Source organism: Herbaspirillum sp. WTB6, assembly GCF_057457785.1.
The window spans coordinates 407,616-424,703 of the sequence record NZ_CP176522.1 but is presented as its reverse complement, the minus strand read 5'-3'; the positions used below and the strand labels follow the sequence as shown (position 1 = coordinate 424,703).

At 61.1% G+C, this 17,088-nt stretch carries 18 protein-coding genes; 8 read left to right on the top strand and 10 right to left on the bottom strand.

All coding sequences use genetic code 11. The features are described from left to right. Nucleotides 1–69: 69 nt before the first annotated feature. The 7 genes from ACK2VC_RS02000 to ACK2VC_RS01970 all read right to left on the bottom strand — a co-directional run bounded on the left by ACK2VC_RS02000 (nt 70) and on the right by ACK2VC_RS01970 (nt 7,307). Nucleotides 70–414, bottom strand: coding sequence for a hypothetical protein (locus tag ACK2VC_RS02000; RefSeq protein WP_486731922.1), 345 nt, complete (start codon nt 412–414; stop codon nt 70–72). Nucleotides 415–507: 93 nt separating this feature from the next. Then, nucleotides 508–705 (bottom strand): hypothetical protein, encoded by a 198-nt coding sequence (locus tag ACK2VC_RS01995; RefSeq protein WP_486731921.1) that lies wholly within the window; start codon nt 703–705, stop codon nt 508–510. Between the two features lie 127 nt (nt 706–832). After that, nucleotides 833–1,174 carry a hypothetical protein gene (locus tag ACK2VC_RS01990; RefSeq protein ID WP_486731920.1) on the bottom strand — a complete coding sequence of 114 codons (342 nt, stop codon included), beginning with the start codon at nt 1,172–1,174 and terminating at the stop codon, nt 833–835. A gap of 59 nt (nt 1,175–1,233) precedes the next feature. Further along, nucleotides 1,234–1,377: a hypothetical protein gene (locus tag ACK2VC_RS01985; RefSeq protein WP_486731919.1), complete on the bottom strand. Its 144-nt coding sequence runs from the start codon at nt 1,375–1,377 to the stop codon at nt 1,234–1,236. Between the two features lie 122 nt (nt 1,378–1,499). Beyond that, nucleotides 1,500–4,511: a sensor domain-containing diguanylate cyclase gene (locus tag ACK2VC_RS01980; protein ID WP_486731918.1), complete on the bottom strand. Its 3,012-nt coding sequence runs from the start codon at nt 4,509–4,511 to the stop codon at nt 1,500–1,502. A 491-nt stretch (nt 4,512–5,002) separates the two neighbouring features. Further along, entirely contained in the window at nt 5,003–6,328 is a 1,326-nt protein-coding gene (locus ACK2VC_RS01975) for a DEAD/DEAH box helicase (RefSeq protein WP_486731917.1), read from the bottom strand. A 187-nt stretch (nt 6,329–6,515) separates the two neighbouring features. Next, entirely contained in the window at nt 6,516–7,307 is a 792-nt protein-coding gene (locus ACK2VC_RS01970) for an inositol monophosphatase family protein (protein ID WP_486731915.1), read from the bottom strand. A gap of 148 nt (nt 7,308–7,455) precedes the next feature. On the opposite strand from ACK2VC_RS01970, the gene ACK2VC_RS01965 reads away from it, so the two are divergent. Beyond that, nucleotides 7,456–8,214, top strand: coding sequence for an RNA methyltransferase (locus ACK2VC_RS01965; protein ID WP_486731914.1), 759 nt, complete (start codon nt 7,456–7,458; stop codon nt 8,212–8,214). Nucleotides 8,215–8,337: 123 nt separating this feature from the next. Here ACK2VC_RS01965 and lexA read toward each other — a convergent pair whose 3' ends face one another. Next, the gene (gene lexA, locus ACK2VC_RS01960; protein ID WP_486731912.1) at nt 8,338–9,003 is read right to left on the bottom strand and encodes a transcriptional repressor LexA; all 666 of its coding nucleotides are present in this window, start codon (nt 9,001–9,003) and stop codon (nt 8,338–8,340) included. A gap of 213 nt (nt 9,004–9,216) precedes the next feature. Between lexA and rpsF the strand changes: the two genes are divergently transcribed. From rpsF to ACK2VC_RS01925, 7 genes are all read left to right on the top strand, one after another. After that, entirely contained in the window at nt 9,217–9,585 is a 369-nt protein-coding gene (rpsF, locus tag ACK2VC_RS01955; protein ID WP_486731911.1) for a 30S ribosomal protein S6, read from the top strand. Between the two features lie 21 nt (nt 9,586–9,606). Further along, nucleotides 9,607–9,909, top strand: a complete 303-nt coding sequence (gene priB, locus ACK2VC_RS01950) for a primosomal replication protein N (RefSeq protein WP_486731910.1) — start codon at nt 9,607–9,609, stop codon at nt 9,907–9,909. 51 nt (nt 9,910–9,960) lie between these two features. Further along, the gene (gene rpsR / locus ACK2VC_RS01945; RefSeq protein WP_486731908.1) at nt 9,961–10,245 is read left to right on the top strand and encodes a 30S ribosomal protein S18; all 285 of its coding nucleotides are present in this window, start codon (nt 9,961–9,963) and stop codon (nt 10,243–10,245) included. 27 nt (nt 10,246–10,272) lie between these two features. Next, complete coding sequence (rplI, locus tag ACK2VC_RS01940; RefSeq protein WP_486731907.1) at nt 10,273–10,725, top strand: 50S ribosomal protein L9; 453 nt, start codon at nt 10,273–10,275, stop codon at nt 10,723–10,725. 117 nt (nt 10,726–10,842) lie between these two features. Further along, nucleotides 10,843–12,228 carry a replicative DNA helicase gene (locus tag ACK2VC_RS01935; RefSeq protein WP_486731906.1) on the top strand — a complete coding sequence of 462 codons (1,386 nt, stop codon included), beginning with the start codon at nt 10,843–10,845 and terminating at the stop codon, nt 12,226–12,228. Nucleotides 12,229–12,305: 77 nt separating this feature from the next. After that, a complete protein-coding gene (locus ACK2VC_RS01930) occupies nt 12,306–12,932 on the top strand; it encodes a DUF47 domain-containing protein (protein WP_486731905.1) in 627 nt (208 codons plus the stop codon). A 145-nt stretch (nt 12,933–13,077) separates the two neighbouring features. Further along, a complete protein-coding gene (locus ACK2VC_RS01925; RefSeq protein ID WP_486731904.1) occupies nt 13,078–14,088 on the top strand; it encodes an inorganic phosphate transporter in 1,011 nt (336 codons plus the stop codon). Nucleotides 14,089–14,203: 115 nt separating this feature from the next. Here ACK2VC_RS01925 and ACK2VC_RS01920 read toward each other — a convergent pair whose 3' ends face one another. Together ACK2VC_RS01920 and ACK2VC_RS01915 are read right to left on the bottom strand one after the other, a co-directional pair. Then, the gene (locus ACK2VC_RS01920) at nt 14,204–15,760 is read right to left on the bottom strand and encodes a DHA2 family efflux MFS transporter permease subunit (RefSeq protein WP_486731903.1); all 1,557 of its coding nucleotides are present in this window, start codon (nt 15,758–15,760) and stop codon (nt 14,204–14,206) included. 51 nt (nt 15,761–15,811) lie between these two features. Next, nucleotides 15,812–17,014, bottom strand: a complete 1,203-nt coding sequence (locus ACK2VC_RS01915; RefSeq protein WP_486731902.1) for an EmrA/EmrK family multidrug efflux transporter periplasmic adaptor subunit — start codon at nt 17,012–17,014, stop codon at nt 15,812–15,814. Nucleotides 17,015–17,088 lie beyond the last annotated feature (74 nt).

Genomic DNA, 17,088 nt, shown 5'->3' with positions numbered 1-17,088 from the left:
CATCATCGCCACACAGGCGAAGGCGCAGAATTATAACCGATCGGCCTTTGCCAATCGGTGCGGCCGGCGTCAGTCGCGATCCCTATGGTGGCGGTGCCAATGACCGTCGCGGCCGCGCCATGGACGTTCGCGATAGCCATAGTCATAGACGTAGCCCGGGCTGGTATAGACGACGCCGGGAGGCACCATCGGATACACCGTGCGTGGCGTATACACGACCGGTGGCGGCGGTGCATAGACTACCGGCGGCTGGCGGTAGACGACGACCGGCGGCGGAGGTGGCGCATAGTATCCCGGTGAACCGATGCTGATCGACCAGTCAATCTGATCCCGGGCCAGCGCATTCGGTGCCAACGTGAGGGCTCCGGCACCAACGATGGCGAGTGACATGAGCAAAGTGCGGATGTTTTTCATGATGATTCCCGGTGGATAGTGAGTCTATTAAACTCGATCCCGCGGCGTCTGACCAACATTCGGCGGTAACCGCCGTAACAAGATGTAACTGGCTTACTTGGCGGATCTGGCCTTGAACCAACGTGCCGCGCCGATCACGATCAGGATGCCGACCAGGTCCGACACAGCCGTCACCTGATTGATGGGGAAGCCGGCCAGTCCTTTCACTCCAAGCACGATCAGCCAGGCGCTGGTCGCAAACAGCGCCACCTGGGTCAGTGGAGCGGAACAGGTATGGGTGAGCCGAGTCAAGAAATTGGTTTTTTTTCCATTTGTTTTGCCTTCATTGGACTTCTTTTCCATTATTACGCCTTTGCTAACGTGAAATATGTGGGGGAACAGCCTACTCTGATTCCAGCCGGAATTTTTAGTTTCCCACTTAAATCATGGTTTTGCGAAATCCGGCTGCCAGCGGCGCTTGGGATATGAGTTTGCCAGGCGTGGTGGCAGCTTTTTGTGTGCTGACCTCGGCCTTGAATGCCAAATTGCAGCGGCGACCGTCGTAATGCCCCGAATTGGGCCGGAAGATTTTTATTGTTTCGGCAAGCGCTGACCAGTCCACTGCCATTCCTGGCTGCATGGCAGCGGAGCGACCGCCTGATTCCTGGTTGGCGTCTGCAGGCCGAATCCCGGGCAGGAGGCTGCACGACTCCCTGCCTCGATAAACCTGGTGTATGTAGAAAAAATCTTTTAAATACAAGCGATATTCATCACGATACATTGGAGTATGTGATCTTCACCTGCCCGATCCCGGACCGCACGTCGGATATGGTTGCCGCCTTAACGCAGGTATTGGAGGTAAAGAATTGCCAAACTGGCAGCGACCGCGAGCAGGCCGAAACCTCGCTGCAACTGGAGTCGCCGGGCGGCCTTGAGTTGTGACTCGCGCAGCTTCCTCTTGAACGCAATCTTGTCTTCCTGCATAGCGGCTCTCCCATGAGACTCAGGTTGCCTATTGTGCGGTTCGGAGGGCACCAGGTATTGATATGGAGCAAGGTGTCGGTATTTTTTGCAAGGCGGTGCCACCTGCAAAGCCGAGTCCAGTCTCAGGAAGGAGAGAGCGGTGCGATGCGATAGGTATCCCGGCCGGCTTTTTTCGCCTGATACAACATGTCATCGGCCTGCTTGACCAGTTCCTCGGCTCCCAACGCTCCGCCGTCGTAATAAGCCAGGCCGATGCTGGCCGAGACGTTGACGGTGTGGCCTTCGAGGGCAAACGGGCGCCGCATCACGCTTCCGATCTTGCCGGCAATCACGGCCGCATCCTCCGGCTTGGTGAGTTTTTCCATGATGATGGAAAACTCGTCGCCGCCCAGCCGAGCGACGCTGTCGGTGGCGCGCAAGGTACGCAACAGGCGTGCCACGAAGGATTTCAGCAAGGCGTCGCCGATCGGGTGCCCATAGCTGTCGTTGATTTCCTTGAAATGATCGATGTCCATGTAGATCACCGCCATCAGGGCCCGGGACTTGCGGCTGTGTGCCATCGCTTCCGCCAGTTTTTTTTCGAAGCCGGCGCGATTCAGCAACCCGGTCATGCTGTCGATCTGAGTCAGTTCAACCAGCCGCCGCTCGTGAATCTTCTTGGCGGTGATGTCGTGTCCCATTACATGGAAGCCGACCACCTGGCCGCCCTCGGCGTCGAATTGCGGGGTGTAGGTCGCCTCGGTGCAGCGGTATTCGCCGTTGCGCAGTTCGTCCACCTCGAAGCGCACGGTTTCGCCGTGCAGGGCACGTTCGATGTAGGGCGCGGCACGCTGGTACAGCGCTTCGCCCAGTAACTCGCGGACGGTCTTGCCGCGAATCGCTTCGCGCGGGATGCCGAATACCCGTTCGTATGCCAGGTTGTTGAAGCGGAAACGCTGCTCGCGGTCGACATAGGCGACCAGCGCCGGCAGGGTATCGGCAATCGTGCGCAAATGCTGCTCGCTTTCCTGCAAGGCTTTTTCGGCGGCACGGCGCGCCGTGATGTCGTCGACGCTGCCCACATAACCCAGTACCTTGCCATCCACCAGTATGGGAGCCATTTTTACCGATGCCCAGACGATCCCGCCGTCCTGGTGCAGGAAACGATAGATGTCCTGATAAGGCCGGCACTCGCGTGCGCACTGCCGCCATGCCCGGAACACCTTGAGCCGGTCTTGCGGGTGTACCGAGCGCGCCCAGCCGGCGCCCAGCGCCTGTTCGCAGCTCAGGCCCGACATTTCTTCGTAGGCGCGATTGACGTAGGTGCATTGGCCGTTGGCGTCGGTGTGGAACAGTCCAAGCGGCGAGGAGTCGTTGGCGGCAGCCAGTTCCGCCTGCTTGGTGCGCAATTCCTGCTCTTGCGCCCGCCGTTCGGTGATGTCGACTCCAATCCCGAGCAGGTATTCCGGCCGGCCGTTTTCGTCGAACAGCGGCACCGAAATGGTGCGCAAATAGCGCAGGGTTCCATCGGGGCGCCGGAATGGCCCGTCCGGGACATCGATGACCTGCGGATCGGCCAGCATCCGGTCGCTCAGTTTCCGGTATTGCCTGGCGAATTGGGGTGGAAATATCTCATCCAGCGACTTGCCGACAACCTTGCTGGCGGCGTAGCCGGTGACGTTTTCCGCCGCCTTGTTCCAGATGATCATGCGGCCCTGGTCGCCGGTACGCAGGCTCTTGACGTAGATCAGGGTGGGCAGGTAATCGATCAGAGACTGCAGGAAATGACGGCGGTTGCGATTTTCGGTGTCGATATGCTTGCGCTGCGAAATGTCGCGGCTGGTCACCGCAACGCCGCCTGGAATCGGTATCCACTGATGATGCCACCAGCGGGAACTGCCATCGGCTTCCATTGTTTCGGATTCCTCTTCCATCGCCTGGTCCGAGTCGGCGGCCTGCGTGCATTTTTCGAAAAACCCGTTGTTGCGGCTGGCGGGAAACAGGTCGCCGAGTTTCCAACCGATCGCGGCATCCTCCGATTTCCCGATCAATTGTGCGGCACGGCGATTGGCGCTGACGCAAACGAAGTCCCGGACGGCGTTGTGGGCGTCGCGCTCGGCCTTCAGGACGTAGAACGCGCCCAGGCCACCGTCCATGACGGCGCGAAAGGTGGTCTGCGCTTGCGTGGCCGCCAGCATGCTCTTGCGCAGGCGGTGGCTCAGCACCGTCAGCAGCGCGAAGAAGGCCAGGATAACGGCGCTGGCGCTTGCTGCGGACCAGAGATAGACGGAACGCCGTTCGGAAAATTTGCCGTACGCTTCCGGCGCGCTGATGCCGACAATCGCAATCAGGGGGAAATCCTTCAATTGCCGGTAGCCGAACACGCGCGGAATCTGCCCCGGGCTGCTGGCGGCGATCATGTCATGGTGTCGTGCCGGAGCCGAGGCAGCGGAAGGCAGCGGCTCGCCCGGGTGGTCCGGCATCAGCATCCGATTGCCGACGCGCACCGCGCGAAACGCGCCGTCGTTCCCCAGCAGGCTGACCGAACCGTGGGTGCCGAGGTTGGAGCGATCGTAGAAATCGGTCAGATAGGCGGGCGGCAGCGCGACCACGACGACGCCGGCAAACGAGCCGTCGGCGTGGTTGAGCCGGCGGCTTAGCTGGAGCACCGACTGCTTGGCGCGCGGATTGAAAATCGGCATGCCGATATACAGCCGGTCGACATCGTTGTCGATGTGCGTCCGAAACGAATCCCGCTCGGCCAGCCTGTCATCTATCGTAGCGTGGTTGCTGGCGATGATGCTGCCGTCGGCCGCGACAACCGTAATCAGGTTGACGATCGTTTCGGGGAAAATGTCGCTGGTAATCAGTTCCGGCAACGCGTGCCTGGCGCCATGGTGTTCAAATTCGAACTTGATGAATTCCGTGACTTGCGACACCTGCTGCAGCACGAGCGTGCTGCGCACTTCAAAGGTCTGGGCCAGCGCGTCGCTGGTGTCGGCTGCCTGTTTGAATGCGGTCGAGCGCTCCCGCTCGATCTGATACAGCACGGTCGCCCACATTGCGAGCAGCAGCAGCGCCGCAAATAGCGGCAGCAGAACTGTCAGTTGCAGGCTGCCGAGCCAGTGCCGCACCAGGCGATACAGCCTAATCAAGAGCGTGCTCGCGGAGATTTGGCGGCAGGCGGGAAGCCTTCCGCACAGACGGCCTTGGTCGCCGACATTTTCTTGCGTCGGCCCGTGATGCGGGAGCTGGGGACGATAACCGTACTCATCTGTCGGGGTGTCAGTTGGATGCCGGCACCAATGCGTTCATGGCCGGAAAATGCGCGCCCTGCGTTGTGGATCTCGACACCAGGATGAGGGCATCGGCTTCGTCGCCGCATGTCGGGCGAGCATGGGCAAGCTGCGGTTAGCATGGCTTGCCTTGATCTGTAAGTTACTGTTTTAACAAAGAAAATAGGCGCAGTGCCTGGAGAAATCCGGCCTATCTTAGCGTATCGATTGGCGTAAATCCAGATCGATATCCGTCATTGCGGCTTGCCAGCAACAGTGGCGGTGCTGAGCCTGACTGGAGTTCTTCCAGTCCAAAAATGCAACGGGCGCGCAATGCGCGCCCGTTGGCGGGGCACTGAGTCGTTTGCGGATCAGCGGCCACGGCCGCCGGAACGGCGCGGCGCGGACGAGCGCCCGGGCGCCTGGCCGCCCTGAGGCTTGCCCGGACCTTGCGAGCGCGGCGCCGTGGCTGCGCGTGGCTGGGCGGTGCTTCTGCCGCCTCCCTGGCCGCGTCCACCGCCGCCACCGCTGCGTAGTTGAATCGCCTGCGGTCGTGCGTTCGGGTCGGGCTCGAAGCCCGGGATGACCTCCCTCGGCAGTTCGCGCTTGATCAGCCTTTCAATGTCCCGCAGCATGATGTGTTCGTCCACGCACACTAGCGATACCGCCTGACCGGTGGCGCCGGCACGGCCAGTGCGGCCGATCCGGTGCACATAGTCTTCGGGGACATTCGGCAGATCGTAGTTCACCACGTGCGGCAACTGGTCGATGTCGATGCCGCGCGCAGCGATGTCGGTCGCCACCAGCACCTGCAAGCTGCCATCCTTGAACTCCGACAGCGCACGGGTGCGCGCCGCCTGGCTCTTGTTGCCGTGAATCGCCATGCCTTCGATGCCGTCCTTGCCCAGTTGCTCGACCAGCTTGTTGGCGCCGTGCTTGGTGCGGGTAAATACCAATACCTGCGGCCATTCATGAGTCTTGATCAGGTGCGCCAGCAGCGGATGCTTGCGGTCACGATCCACCGGATGGATTTTTTGCGCGATGACCTCGACCGTCGAATTGCGGCGCGCCACCTCGATCATCGCCGGCTGGTTCAGCAGGCCGTCGGCCAGCGCCTTGATTTCATCGGAGAAGGTAGCCGAAAACAGCAGGTTCTGCCGTTTTTTCGGCAGCGCCGCCAGCACTTTCCTGATGTCGCGGATGAAGCCCATGTCGAGCATGCGGTCGGCTTCGTCCAGCACCAGGATCTCGACTTTGGACAGGTCGACCGTGCCTTGCTGCATATGGTCCAGCAAGCGTCCCGGCGTCGCCACCAGGATGTCGATGCCTTGCTTCAGCAACTTGATCTGCGGGTTGACGCCGACGCCGCCAAAGATCACGGCCGAGCGCAGTTTGGTGTATTTGCCGTAGGTGCGCACGCTTTCCTCGACCTGGGCCGCCAGTTCGCGGGTCGGCGTTAGCACGAGCGCGCGCAGCTGCCGCGGGCCGCTGGGCGGGGCGCTGGCGGAGAGCCGCTGCAGGATCGGCAGCGTGAACCCGGCGGTTTTGCCGGTGCCAGTCTGGGCGCCGGCCAGCAGGTCGCCGCCGGCCAGCACGGCGGGAATCGCCTGGGCCTGGATCGGGGTTGGTGTGGTGTAGCCGTGCTCGGTGACGGCGCGAACGATTTCATCGGCCAGGCCGAGGGAAGTAAATGACATGTGTACTCAATGGAAAACATCGGCCTGTCGCCGCCAGGGGCGCCAGTCGCAGGCAAACGGATTGGAATGCGGAGGTCGGAATAGACAGCGGCAAGGTGACTGGAGAATGTGCCGCACCGGCGCAGTATAACAGCGCTGCGGCGGCGCGGCGGCTTATTGCGCCCGGCCTGGCGGCCGGCGGCGATTTTTATTTGAATGGGCTCAGCAGGTTCACCATCTGCGCGAACACTTTCGGGCTGCCGGCCAGCACGTCGCCCTTGTGCAGGTAGTCGGCTTCGCCGGCAAAATTGCCGATCAGGCCGCCGGCTTCGGTGATCAGCAGCGAGCCGGCGGCGATGTCCCACGGCTTCAGCGTTTTTTCGAAAAAGCCATCGAGCCGGCCGGCGGCGACGTACGCCAGATCGAGCGCGGCGGCACCCGGGCGCCGCATGCCGGCGCAGCTTTGCGTCATCAGCTTGAACATCTGCAGGTATTCGTCCAGACCCTCGAGGTCGCGATAAGGAAAGCCGGTGCCGATCAGGCCGTCCGCCAGCTTGTCGCGCCGGCTGACGCGGATGCGCTTGTCGTTCAGGTAGGCGCCGGCGCCCTTGGTGGCGGTAAACAGGTCGTTGCGGGTCGGATCGTACACCACGGCCTGGGTGATCTGGCCGCGGTACTGCAGCGCGATCGAGACGCAGTATTGCGGAAAGCCGTGGATGAAATTGGTGGTGCCGTCGAGCGGGTCGATGATCCAGACATATTCGTGGTCGGCGTGCAGATTGGCCGAGGCGCCGGATTCTTCCGCCAGAAAGGCATGATCCGGATAGGCGCTGCCGAGCACGCCGATGATCGCCGCTTCTGCCGCGGAATCGACTTCGGTGACAAAATCGTTGTGCCGCTTGGTGGTGACTTTCAGTAGATCGACATCGAATGAGGCGCGGTTAATGACGGTGGCGGCGCGGCGTGCGGCCTTGATCGCCGTGTTGAGCATGGGATGCATAGGGATTCCGTTAAAATGGCGGCGCCGCGCAAGCTGCGCAGTGGTGCGTATCCTGGATGAATAATGAGCAAGGCGGTGACCAACGGACGTGCTGCGGCAAAATCACTTTCGCCTGTTCCGCGTGGCCCGCGCAATCCCGCTATTTTAAATGAACCTGCCGCAAAACCCCATGCCCGTGTTTGACCGCCTGCGCTTCGTGCTGGTCGAAACCAGTCGCCCCGGCAATATCGGCGCGGCGGCGCGCGCCATGAAGACGATGGGTTTTTCCCAACTGGTGCTGGTCAATCCACGCGTGCCGAATGCAATCGAACATGAAGAGGCGATTGCCTTCGCCAGCGGCGCGCAGGATATTCTGGCAGCGGCGCGTACGGTTGGTTCCATCGAGGAAGCCTTGAACGGCTGCAACTTCGCCGCCGCGGTCAGCGCGCGCCTGCGCGAGTTTTCGCCGCCGGTGCTGGCGCCGCGTGCGCTGGCCGGACAATTGGCGGCGCAGGTTGAACTGAATGCCGCGCTTATTTTCGGCAACGAGCGTTTCGGGCTGCCCAACCAGGCGGTGGAAAATTGCAATGTGCTGATCAATATTCCGGCCAACCCGGATTACTCGTCGCTCAACCTGGCGCAGGCGGTGCAGGTGCTAGCCTATGAATGCCGGGTCGCGGCGCAGGACGGCGAGCAGGGAAACAGTCCGGTCGGATTCCACGGTGACGCCGCCGGCGTGCTCGAGATCGAAGGCATGTTTGCGCATCTGGAACAGGCGCTGGTCGCGATTGATTTCCTCGATGCCGACAACCCCAAAAAACTGATGCCGCGCCTCAAGCGCTTGTTTGCCCGCACTCAACTGGAAACCGAGGAGGTCAACATCCTGCGCGGCATCGCCCGTCAGATCTTGCGCAAGCGCTCGGACTGAATCGGGCCGGCTTCAAACTCGGGTTTATACTGGCGCCTGTATTTTCAGATTCGCTTGATATTTGGGCGATATCAAGCCAAAGATTGGCATACTCCCGATTTTCAAGTGACGCGACGGTTGCGGTTAACGCCAGTTGCGCACCAATCCGACTGCCAGGCCTTCCAGGGCAAAGTCATCGCGTTCCGGCAGCACGCGAATCACCGCGAAATCCGGATTTTCCGGCAGCAATTCGATCATCGCACCGGTTTTCCGATAGCGCTTGACGGTGACGTCGTCACCCAGGCGGGCAACGATGATCTGGCCGTTCTTGACGCTGTCCGCTTTTTTCACTGCCAGCAGATCGCCGTCCAGGATACCGGCGTCGCGCATCGACATGCCGCGTACCTTCAACAGGTAATCCGGTTTTTCCGAAAACAGCGCCGGATCGACCTGATAGGTCGCCTCGATGTGTTCCTGCGCGAGGATCGGCGAACCGGCGGCGACCCGGCCCACCAGTGGCAGGCTCAATTGCATCAGCGCCGGGTGCGGCAACATCATCTGGCCGCGCGCCGGCGCCAGCGGCCGGTTGCCGCGCTCGCCGTCGAGCAGGCGAATGCCGCGCGAGGTGCCGGGCGAAATTTCGATCGCGCCTTTGCGCGCCAGCGCCTGCAAATGCTCTTCGGCCGCGTTGGCCGAGCGAAAACCGAGCTCGGCGGCGATTTCGGCGCGAGTCGGAGGAAAACCGGTGTTTTCGATTGCACTGCCGATCAGGTCGAGGATTTGCTGCTGGCGGGCGGTCAGTTTGAGCATAAGGTCAAGGCGCTGCGGCTGGGATTATGAACAGTCTGTATTTTTATACAGTTGTTCCAGGAATGCAAGCATGCAGGGCAGCGGTCAGCGCGATAAGCAGTTGAGCGCATTGAGTGTTTTCGCTTTTCAGCGTATCATTTCCGGTTTTCCTCTTCCCACACCCGTCTTGACGCCGGGGTGGGCGATTTATTGATCCGTCCAAAAGGAGATTCCATGCGTCATTATGAAATAGTATTTATTGTCCATCCGGACCAAAGCGAGCAGGTGCCCGCGATGATCGAGCGCTACAAGGGCGTCGTCACCGCGCGCGGCGGCCAGATCCATCGGGTCGAAGACTGGGGCCGGCGCCAGATGGCCTACATGATCCAGAAACTCGCCAAGGCGCATTACGTCTGCCTGAATATCGAGTGCGATGCCGAAACGCTGACCGAAATTGAAACCAGCTTCAAGTTCAACGACGCCATCTTGCGCCATCTGACCGTGAAGATGAAGAAGGCCGAAACGGCGCCGTCGCCGATGATGAAGGCGGTGCAGAAGGAAGACGCCGCCAAGAGCCATCGCAGCGAAGCGCCGGCAGCGTAATTTTTGCCGTGCCGCGGGAGCGTGAATCAGTTTGAGTTGGTGGCGACGGTCGGCGAGCGTGAAATTCTGCGCTACACGCCGGCAGGAATTCCGATCGTATCGGGCCGGTTGCTGCACAGTTCGCAACAGCTTGAAGCAGGAATTCCACGGCTGGTCGAGTTTGAAATTGCTGCCATTGCAGTCGGCGAAATTTCAGGACGATTCAGCCAGGCCGAACTGGGCCGGAGTTTTCGGTTCACCGGTTTCGTGGCACGCAAGAGTCGTAACGGCAAGAGCCTCGTTTTTCACATAATCGATTTTTCATCCATCGCAGGACAGAGTTGAGCGTAGCGCCACGCTGTCATCGACACGATGGAAACAAACAAGGAGCCAAAAATGGCATTCGGTAAAAAATTCGACAAGAACAAACTCAAGCACAAGCGTCAACAGCAGAACCCGCTGTTCAAACGCAAGAAATTCTGCCGCTTCACCGCCGCCAAAGTGGAACAGGTGGATTACAAGGACGTCGACACCCTGAAGGATTTTGTTCAGGAAAACGGCAAGATCATGCCGGCTCGTCTGACCGGCACCAAGGCGCATTATCAGCGCCAGGTCGATACCGCGATCAAGCGCGCGCGCTTCCTGGCGCTGTTGCCGTACACCGATCTGCACAACGCCTAATCGACGGCTGAAGAATAGGAGAAAAACATGCAAGTCATTCTGTTGGAAAAAGTCGTCAATCTCGGCAATCTGGGTGATGTGGTCCGCGTCAAGGACGGCTACGCCCGTAACTTCCTGATCCCGCAACGCATGGCACGGCGCGCCACCACCAGCGCCATGGCCGAATTCGAAGTCAAGCGCGCCGAGCTGGAAAAAGCCGCCGCCGAAAAACTGGCCGCCGCGCAGGCGCAGGGCGAAAAACTGGCCGGCATGACGGTCCAGATTTCGCAGAAGTCGGGGGTCGACGGCCGGCTGTTCGGTTCCGTTACCAACTTCGATATTGCCGAGGCGCTCAGCAAGCAGGGCTTCGCAGTCGAAAAGGCGCAGATCCGCATGCCGCAAGGCCCGCTGAAGATGGTAGGCGACCATCCGGTGAGCGTCGTGTTGCACACCGACGTCGCGGTCGACGTCACCATCGCGGTGCTGGGCGAGCACGTTTAAGACACCGCCAAGCAATGCCGTTTGGTATTTGCCAAGAGATAAAAAACCGGGTTCGCCCGGTTTTTTTATTGCCGCATTGCGTCAAAAGCAGAGGGTGAAGCGGGTATAATTCGCGCCATGAATGCCCCTCTCGATCCGCAATTGGACTCGCTACGTGTCCCACCGCACTCAATCGAAGCGGAGCAATCGGTACTGGGAGGCTTGCTGCTCGATAACGCCGCCTGGGACAGAATCGCCGACTTCGTGCAGGCCGACGATTTCTACCGCTACGATCATCGGATCATCTTCCAGCACATCGTCAAACTCATTAATGGTTCGAAGCCGGCGGATGTCATCACCGTGTTCGAATCCTTGTCCGGCATGGCCAAGGCCGATGAAGTCGGCGGCCTGCCGTATCTGAATGCGCTGGCGCAAAATACCCCGTCTGCCGCCAACATCCGGCGCTACGCCGAGATCGTGCGCGACCGTGGCGTGTTGCGCAAACTGATCACCGTTTCCGACGAAATTTCCGGCCAGGCTTTCAGCCCGCAGGGCAAGGAAGTCAAGCAGATCCTGGATGAAGCCGAATCGAAGATTTTTGCGATCGCGGAAGAGGGCGCGCGCGGCGCCCAGGGTTTCCAGGAAATCCAGCCGCTCTTGACGCAGGTGGTCGAGCGCATCGACGAACTCTACAACCGCGATAACCAGAACGACATCACCGGCATTCCGACCGGCTTTGCCGACCTGGACCGCATGACCTCGGGCCTGCAGGCAGGCGATCTGGTCATCGTCGCCGGCCGGCCGTCCATGGGCAAGACCGCGTTTTCGATCAATATCGGCGAAAACGTGGCGATCGAAAGCGGGTTGCCGGTGGCGGTGTTCTCGATGGAGATGGGCGGCGCGCAGTTGGCGATGCGGATGCTTGGTTCGGTCGGGCGGCTCGACCAGCAGCGGCTGCGCACCGGGCGCCTGAACGACGAGGATTGGCCGCGCCTGACGCATGCGATCCAGAAGATGAACGACGCCCAGATGTACATCGATGAAACGCCGGCGCTGAATTCGATCGAGCTGCGCGCGCGCGCGCGCCGGCTGTCGCGCCAGTGCGGCAAGCTGGGACTGATCATCATCGATTACCTGCAACTGATGTCCGCCAATTCTGCCGGCGAAAACCGAGCCACCGAAATTTCGGAAATTTCGCGCAATCTGAAAGGGTTGGCCAAGGAGCTGCAGTGCCCGGTGATCGCGCTGTCGCAGTTGAACCGCTCGCTCGAGCAGCGCCCCAACAAGCGTCCGGTAATGTCGGATTTGCGCGAATCCGGCGCCATCGAGCAGGATGCCGACGTGATCCTGTTCATCTATCGGGATGAGGTGTACAACCCCGATTCGCCGGACAAGGGCAGCGCGGAAATCATCATCGGCAAACAGCGTAACGGGCCAATCGGCAGCGTGCGTCTGACCTTCCTCGGCCAGTACACCAAATTCGAGAATTACACGGGAGGCGCCGCGCTGTATGGCGGCGACTGAACGGGCAGTTGACCGCGCCTCGTGCCCCCGCGCAACCCAATACCAGGTTTTCTGCTTAACTTACGGAAAGAGCAACCATGTTTGGACGACTGATGCCCACCGAGGGCAAATTCTTCGATCTGTTCAACCAGCATGCCGAATTATGCGTCAAGGGCGGTCATCAGATCGTCGCCCTGATGTCGGATTTCAACGATCTCGAGACCCGCGTGCATGCCATCGAGAGCATTGAAAAACAGGCCGACAAGGTCACGCACAACACCATCGACCTGCTGCACAAGACCTTCATTACGCCGATCGACCGCGACGATATCCATCAGCTGATCACGCGCATGGACGACATCCTCGACCTGATCGAAGATGCGGCGCAAACCGTGTCGCTGTATGACCTGCAGGTGATCACGCCGGAATGCCTGCGCCTGGCCGAGTTGTGTCTGCAGTGCATTGAAAAGGTGCAGGCGGCGGTGGCTCTTTTGCACAACATGGACAACTCGCGCCAGATACTGGCGGTCTGTGAGGAAATCGACCGCCTTGAATCGAACGCCGATCATGTAATGCGGGCGGCGATGTCGAAGCTGTTTCGGGATGAGCCGGATGTGCGCAATCTGATCAAGCTGAAGGCGATCTATGAAATCCTGGAGACTGTCACTGATCGCTGCGAAGACGTCGCCAACATCATCGAAGGCATCATCGTCGAAAACGCCTGAACGCCGTCCTCACTTACCTTTCGCCGCATTGCATCGCAGCCACCGCAGGCGGCGGGCTTTGACCGGATTCCGGTCTCGGTCCCGCCGGCAGGTGCTGCGTACCGTACTTGTGACGTGTTCTGAACAATAACGATCAACCACGCTCATGCAAACTTTTCAAATCAGTATCTACGTCCTTGGATCCCTGGTCGTGCTGGCGCTGCTGTTCGATTTCATGAACGGTTTCCACGATGCCGCCAACGCCATTGCGACGGTGGTTTCCACCGGGGTGCTGAAACCGCAGGCCGCCGTGGCGCTGGCGGCGGCCTTCAATTTCATCGCCATCCTGGTGTTCCAGATGCACGTCGCCGCAACCGTCGGCAAGGGCACGATCGATCCGGCGGTGGTCGATCACTACGTGGTGTTCGGCGCATTGGTGGGCGCGGTATTGTGGAACCTGATCACCTGGTATTACGGTATCCCGTCGTCGTCGTCGCACGCATTGATCGGCGGCCTGGTGGGCGCCGCGGTGGCGAAAGCCGGTACTGGCGCGCTGATTTCGGCCGGCCTGATCAAGACCATCCTGTTCATCGTGCTGTCGCCGCTGCTGGGATTTATTTTTGGCTCGATCATGATGGTGCTGGTGTCGTGGATTTTCGTGCGTTCGACGCCGCATCGGGTCGACAAGTGGTTCCGCCGCATGCAGTTGGTGTCGGCCTCGATGTATAGCCTCGGACATGGCGGCAACGATGCGCAGAAAACCATCGGCATCATCTGGATGCTGCTGATTGCGGCTGGCTATTCCAGCACGCAGGATCACCTGCCGCCGTGGTGGGTCATCATCAGTTGCTATTCCGCGATCAGCCTGGGTACCCTGTTTGGCGGTTGGCGTATCGTCAAGACCATGGGCCAGAAAATCACCAAGCTGAAGCCGGTCGGCGGTTTTTGCGCCGAAACCGGTGGCGCGATCACGCTGTTCATGGCCACTGCGCTGGGGATTCCGGTCTCCACTACCCACACCATCACCGGCGCCATCGTCGGCGTCGGCGCGGCGAAGAAGATGAATGCGGTGCGCTGGGGAGTCGCCGGCAATATCGTCTGGGCCTGGGTGCTGACGATTCCGGCCTCGGCATTCATGGCGGCGATCGCCTGGTGGGTTGGCCGGCATTCGTTCTGAGTGGCTTCCGGCGATTAGCGGCAATCGGCTACTCTATCCGGGAGTATTTTTGAAGCCGCTGGTATTTCCGGCCAAAATCGGAATATTTTAGGCATACTCCACCTTTTATCGGGTGTCAGTGAGCGCCTGCGGCCTCCGCCGAGGGCGCCGAGCGGATCGGGTGTGTCATCCAGATGAAACCGATCAATACCAGGAACAGGACGGCCGACAGCCAGAAAATATCGGTCGCACCCAGCGTACTGGCCTGTACGCTCACCATGCGCTCAATCACCGCCCACGCCCCTTGTTCCGACAGACCCTGGCCGGTCAGCACCTGCACCGCCTGGCCAAACAGCGGATTGTCGGGGCCGGTATGTTCCGCCAGTTGCGCGTGGTGTACTGCGGTGCGGCTGTCCCACAAGGTGGTGGAAAGCGAGGTGCCGATGCCGCCGAACATGATGCGCACGAAGTTCGACAGGCCGGCCGCGCTGGCGATCCTGTCCGGCGGCAGGCCGGACAGGATGATCGACGTCAGTGGGATGAAGAACATCGCCATCGCCGCGCCCTGGATCACGGTCGGGATCATCAGGGTCGTAAAATCAACCTCGGGCGTGAACTGGGCGCGCATGAAAAACACCAGCGCGAAGACCACGAACGCCATGGTGGTGATGATGCGCGCATCGACCTTCGGCAGCAGTTTGCCGACTATCGGCGACATGAGGATGGCAAGGATGCCGACCGGCGCCATGATCATGCCGGCCTCGGTCGCGGTGTAGCTCAGCTGCGTTTGCAGCCATAGCGGCAGGATCACCAGGCTGCCGAAAAAGACGCCGTAGGCGACCGAAATCGCGACCACGCCGGCGCTGAAGTTGCGCCCTTTGAATAGCGACAGGTCGACCACCGGATGGGCGTCGCCCAGTTCCCAGATGATGAAGTAGATGCAGCCGACCACCGCGACTGCGGCCAGCACGACGATTTCAGTCGAGCTGAACCAGTCCAGTTCCTTGCCCTTGTCCAGCATCAGTTGCAAGGCGCCCACCCACAACACCAGCAGTGCCAGCCCGATCTTGTCGATCGGCAGCCGCTTGGTGGCCGATTCCCGCTTGTGGTAAATCGCCCAGGTGGCCCAGGCGGCCAGGATGCCGATCGGGATGTTGATGTAGAAAATCCACGGCCACGAATAATTGTCGGAAATCCAGCCGCCCAGCAAGGGCCCGGTGATCGGCGCCACCAGCGTGGTCATGCCCCAGAAGGCCAGCGCCATGCCGCTTTTGGCTGGCGGGTAGCTGGACAGCAGTAGAGTCTGCGACAGCGGGATCATTGGCCCGGCGACCGCGCCCTGCAGCACCCGCGCGGCGATCAGGAATTCGATGCTGGGCGCCATCCCGCACAAGGCCGAGGCCAGCACGAACAGCAGGATGGCGCCGACGAACAGCCGTACCTGGCCGATGCGCTGCGTCAGCCAGCCGGTGAGCGGCACCGAGATCGCGTTGGCCACCGCGAACGAGGTGATCACCCAGGTGCCCTGCTGCGGCGAAACGCCGAGGTCGCCGGCGATGGCCGGAATCGAGACGTTGGCGATCGAGGTGTCGAGCACGTTCATGAACACCGCCAGCGACAGCACCAGCGTGCCCAGCACCAGTTGCGGTCCGTGCAGCGGCGGCAGGGCGGCGGGGGGAGGAGTCGCACTCATCGGGAACAGTCCAGTTTTTTGTGTTGCCGGGTTGAGGGGCGAGCCCAGTCCTTATTGTGCGGACGGCTTGCCGTCATTGTCGGCAATGATGCGGGCGATCAGATCGTCGGCCTGGTGCGCAGCGACCTCGAAGACGTCGGTCTGATAGGCTGCTTCAGCGCGCGGGGTGCCGCTGGCAGTCAGCGAATTGCCCTCGGTGCGTTCGACATTCACCTTGACCCGCATCGACAGGCCGATGCGCAGCGGATGCGCGGCCAGTTCCTTCGGATCGAGCGAAATACGGACCGGGATCCGCTGCACGATCTTGATCCAGTTGCCGCTCGCATTCTGCGCCGGCAGCAGCGCAAAGGCCGAGCCGGTCCCGGCCGCCAGACCCACCACCTTACCGTGATAGGCGACATCGGAGCCGTAGGAATCGGCATGCAGCGTGACCGGCTGGCCGATGCGCATGTGGGCGATCTGCACTTCCTTGAAGTTGGCATCGACCCACAGGCTGTCGAGCGGAACGATCGACAGCAGCGGCATTCCGGCCGCCACCCGCTGGCCGATCTGCACCGAGCGCTTGGCAACGTAGCCGGTGATCGGCGCCGGCAATTCGGTGCGCGCATGGTTCAGATAGGCGGCGCGCAACTGGGCTGCGGCGCGCTGCACGTTCGGATGGCGGGCAACGGTGGTGTTGTCGGTCAGTGCGCGGTTCGATGCGAGCTGTTCGCGCGCGGCCTGCAACGCCGATTCGGCGCTTTGCAGAGCGCTCTTGGCGTGCGCCACTTCTTCCAGCGATACCGCGCCGGTGGCGATCAGCTCCTGGCGCCGCACCAGGTCGGCGCGCGCCCGCTGCAGGTCGCCTTCGCGCACGGCGACGTTGGCGGCGAGCGTGCCGTTGTTGGTAAACAGGGTGCGCACTTCGCGTACCGTTTGCGCCAATTGTGCTTCGGCCTGCTTCAGCGCGACTTGCGCGTCGGCTTGATCCAGCTTGATCAGCGGCGCGCCGGCCTGGACCAGTTCGGTATCGTCGATATTGATCGCCACCACGGTGCCGCCGATCTGCGGCGTCACCTGCACCACATTGCCGGCGACATAGGCGTCGTCGGTGTCTTCGTAATGGCTGGCGTAAATCAGCCACCAGACGCCGTAGCCGGCCAGCGCCAGCAACAGGACCGCGGTAGTCCCGATCAGCAGCACGCGCCGCTTGCTGGGGGTGGCGGCGACTGCGGTGGCTGCCGGTGCGGAAGAGGGTTGGTTGGTTGCGCTCATGATCTTCGGGAAAGAAAAGGGATGCTGCTGCCAGGGAAATGGGGCCGGTCGGCGAGGCTGGTTCCTGCGGCTGG

Bases quoted from the DNA above. Each gene is read 5' to 3' on its own strand.
- ACK2VC_RS02000 (WP_486731922.1), bottom strand. From the start codon at position 414: ATGAAAAACATCCGCACTTTGCTCATGTCACTCGCCATCGTTGGTGCC.
- ACK2VC_RS01990 (WP_486731920.1), bottom strand. From the start codon at position 1,174: ATGTATCGTGATGAATATCGCTTGTATTTAAAAGATTTTTTCTACATA.
- ACK2VC_RS01985 (WP_486731919.1), bottom strand. From the start codon at position 1,377: ATGCAGGAAGACAAGATTGCGTTCAAGAGGAAGCTGCGCGAGTCACAA.
- ACK2VC_RS01975 (WP_486731917.1), bottom strand. From the start codon at position 6,328: ATGTCATTTACTTCCCTCGGCCTGGCCGATGAAATCGTTCGCGCCGTC.
- ACK2VC_RS01970 (WP_486731915.1), bottom strand. From the start codon at position 7,307: ATGCATCCCATGCTCAACACGGCGATCAAGGCCGCACGCCGCGCCGCC.
- ACK2VC_RS01965 (WP_486731914.1), top strand. From the start codon at position 7,456: ATGAACCTGCCGCAAAACCCCATGCCCGTGTTTGACCGCCTGCGCTTC.
- lexA (WP_486731912.1), bottom strand. From the start codon at position 9,003: ATGCTCAAACTGACCGCCCGCCAGCAGCAAATCCTCGACCTGATCGGC.
- rpsF (WP_486731911.1), top strand. From the start codon at position 9,217: ATGCGTCATTATGAAATAGTATTTATTGTCCATCCGGACCAAAGCGAG.
- rpsR (WP_486731908.1), top strand. From the start codon at position 9,961: ATGGCATTCGGTAAAAAATTCGACAAGAACAAACTCAAGCACAAGCGT.
- rplI (WP_486731907.1), top strand. From the start codon at position 10,273: ATGCAAGTCATTCTGTTGGAAAAAGTCGTCAATCTCGGCAATCTGGGT.
- ACK2VC_RS01935 (WP_486731906.1), top strand. From the start codon at position 10,843: ATGAATGCCCCTCTCGATCCGCAATTGGACTCGCTACGTGTCCCACCG.
- ACK2VC_RS01930 (WP_486731905.1), top strand. From the start codon at position 12,306: ATGTTTGGACGACTGATGCCCACCGAGGGCAAATTCTTCGATCTGTTC.
- ACK2VC_RS01925 (WP_486731904.1), top strand. From the start codon at position 13,078: ATGCAAACTTTTCAAATCAGTATCTACGTCCTTGGATCCCTGGTCGTG.
- ACK2VC_RS01920 (WP_486731903.1), bottom strand. From the start codon at position 15,760: ATGAGTGCGACTCCTCCCCCCGCCGCCCTGCCGCCGCTGCACGGACCG.
- ACK2VC_RS01915 (WP_486731902.1), bottom strand. From the start codon at position 17,014: ATGAGCGCAACCAACCAACCCTCTTCCGCACCGGCAGCCACCGCAGTC.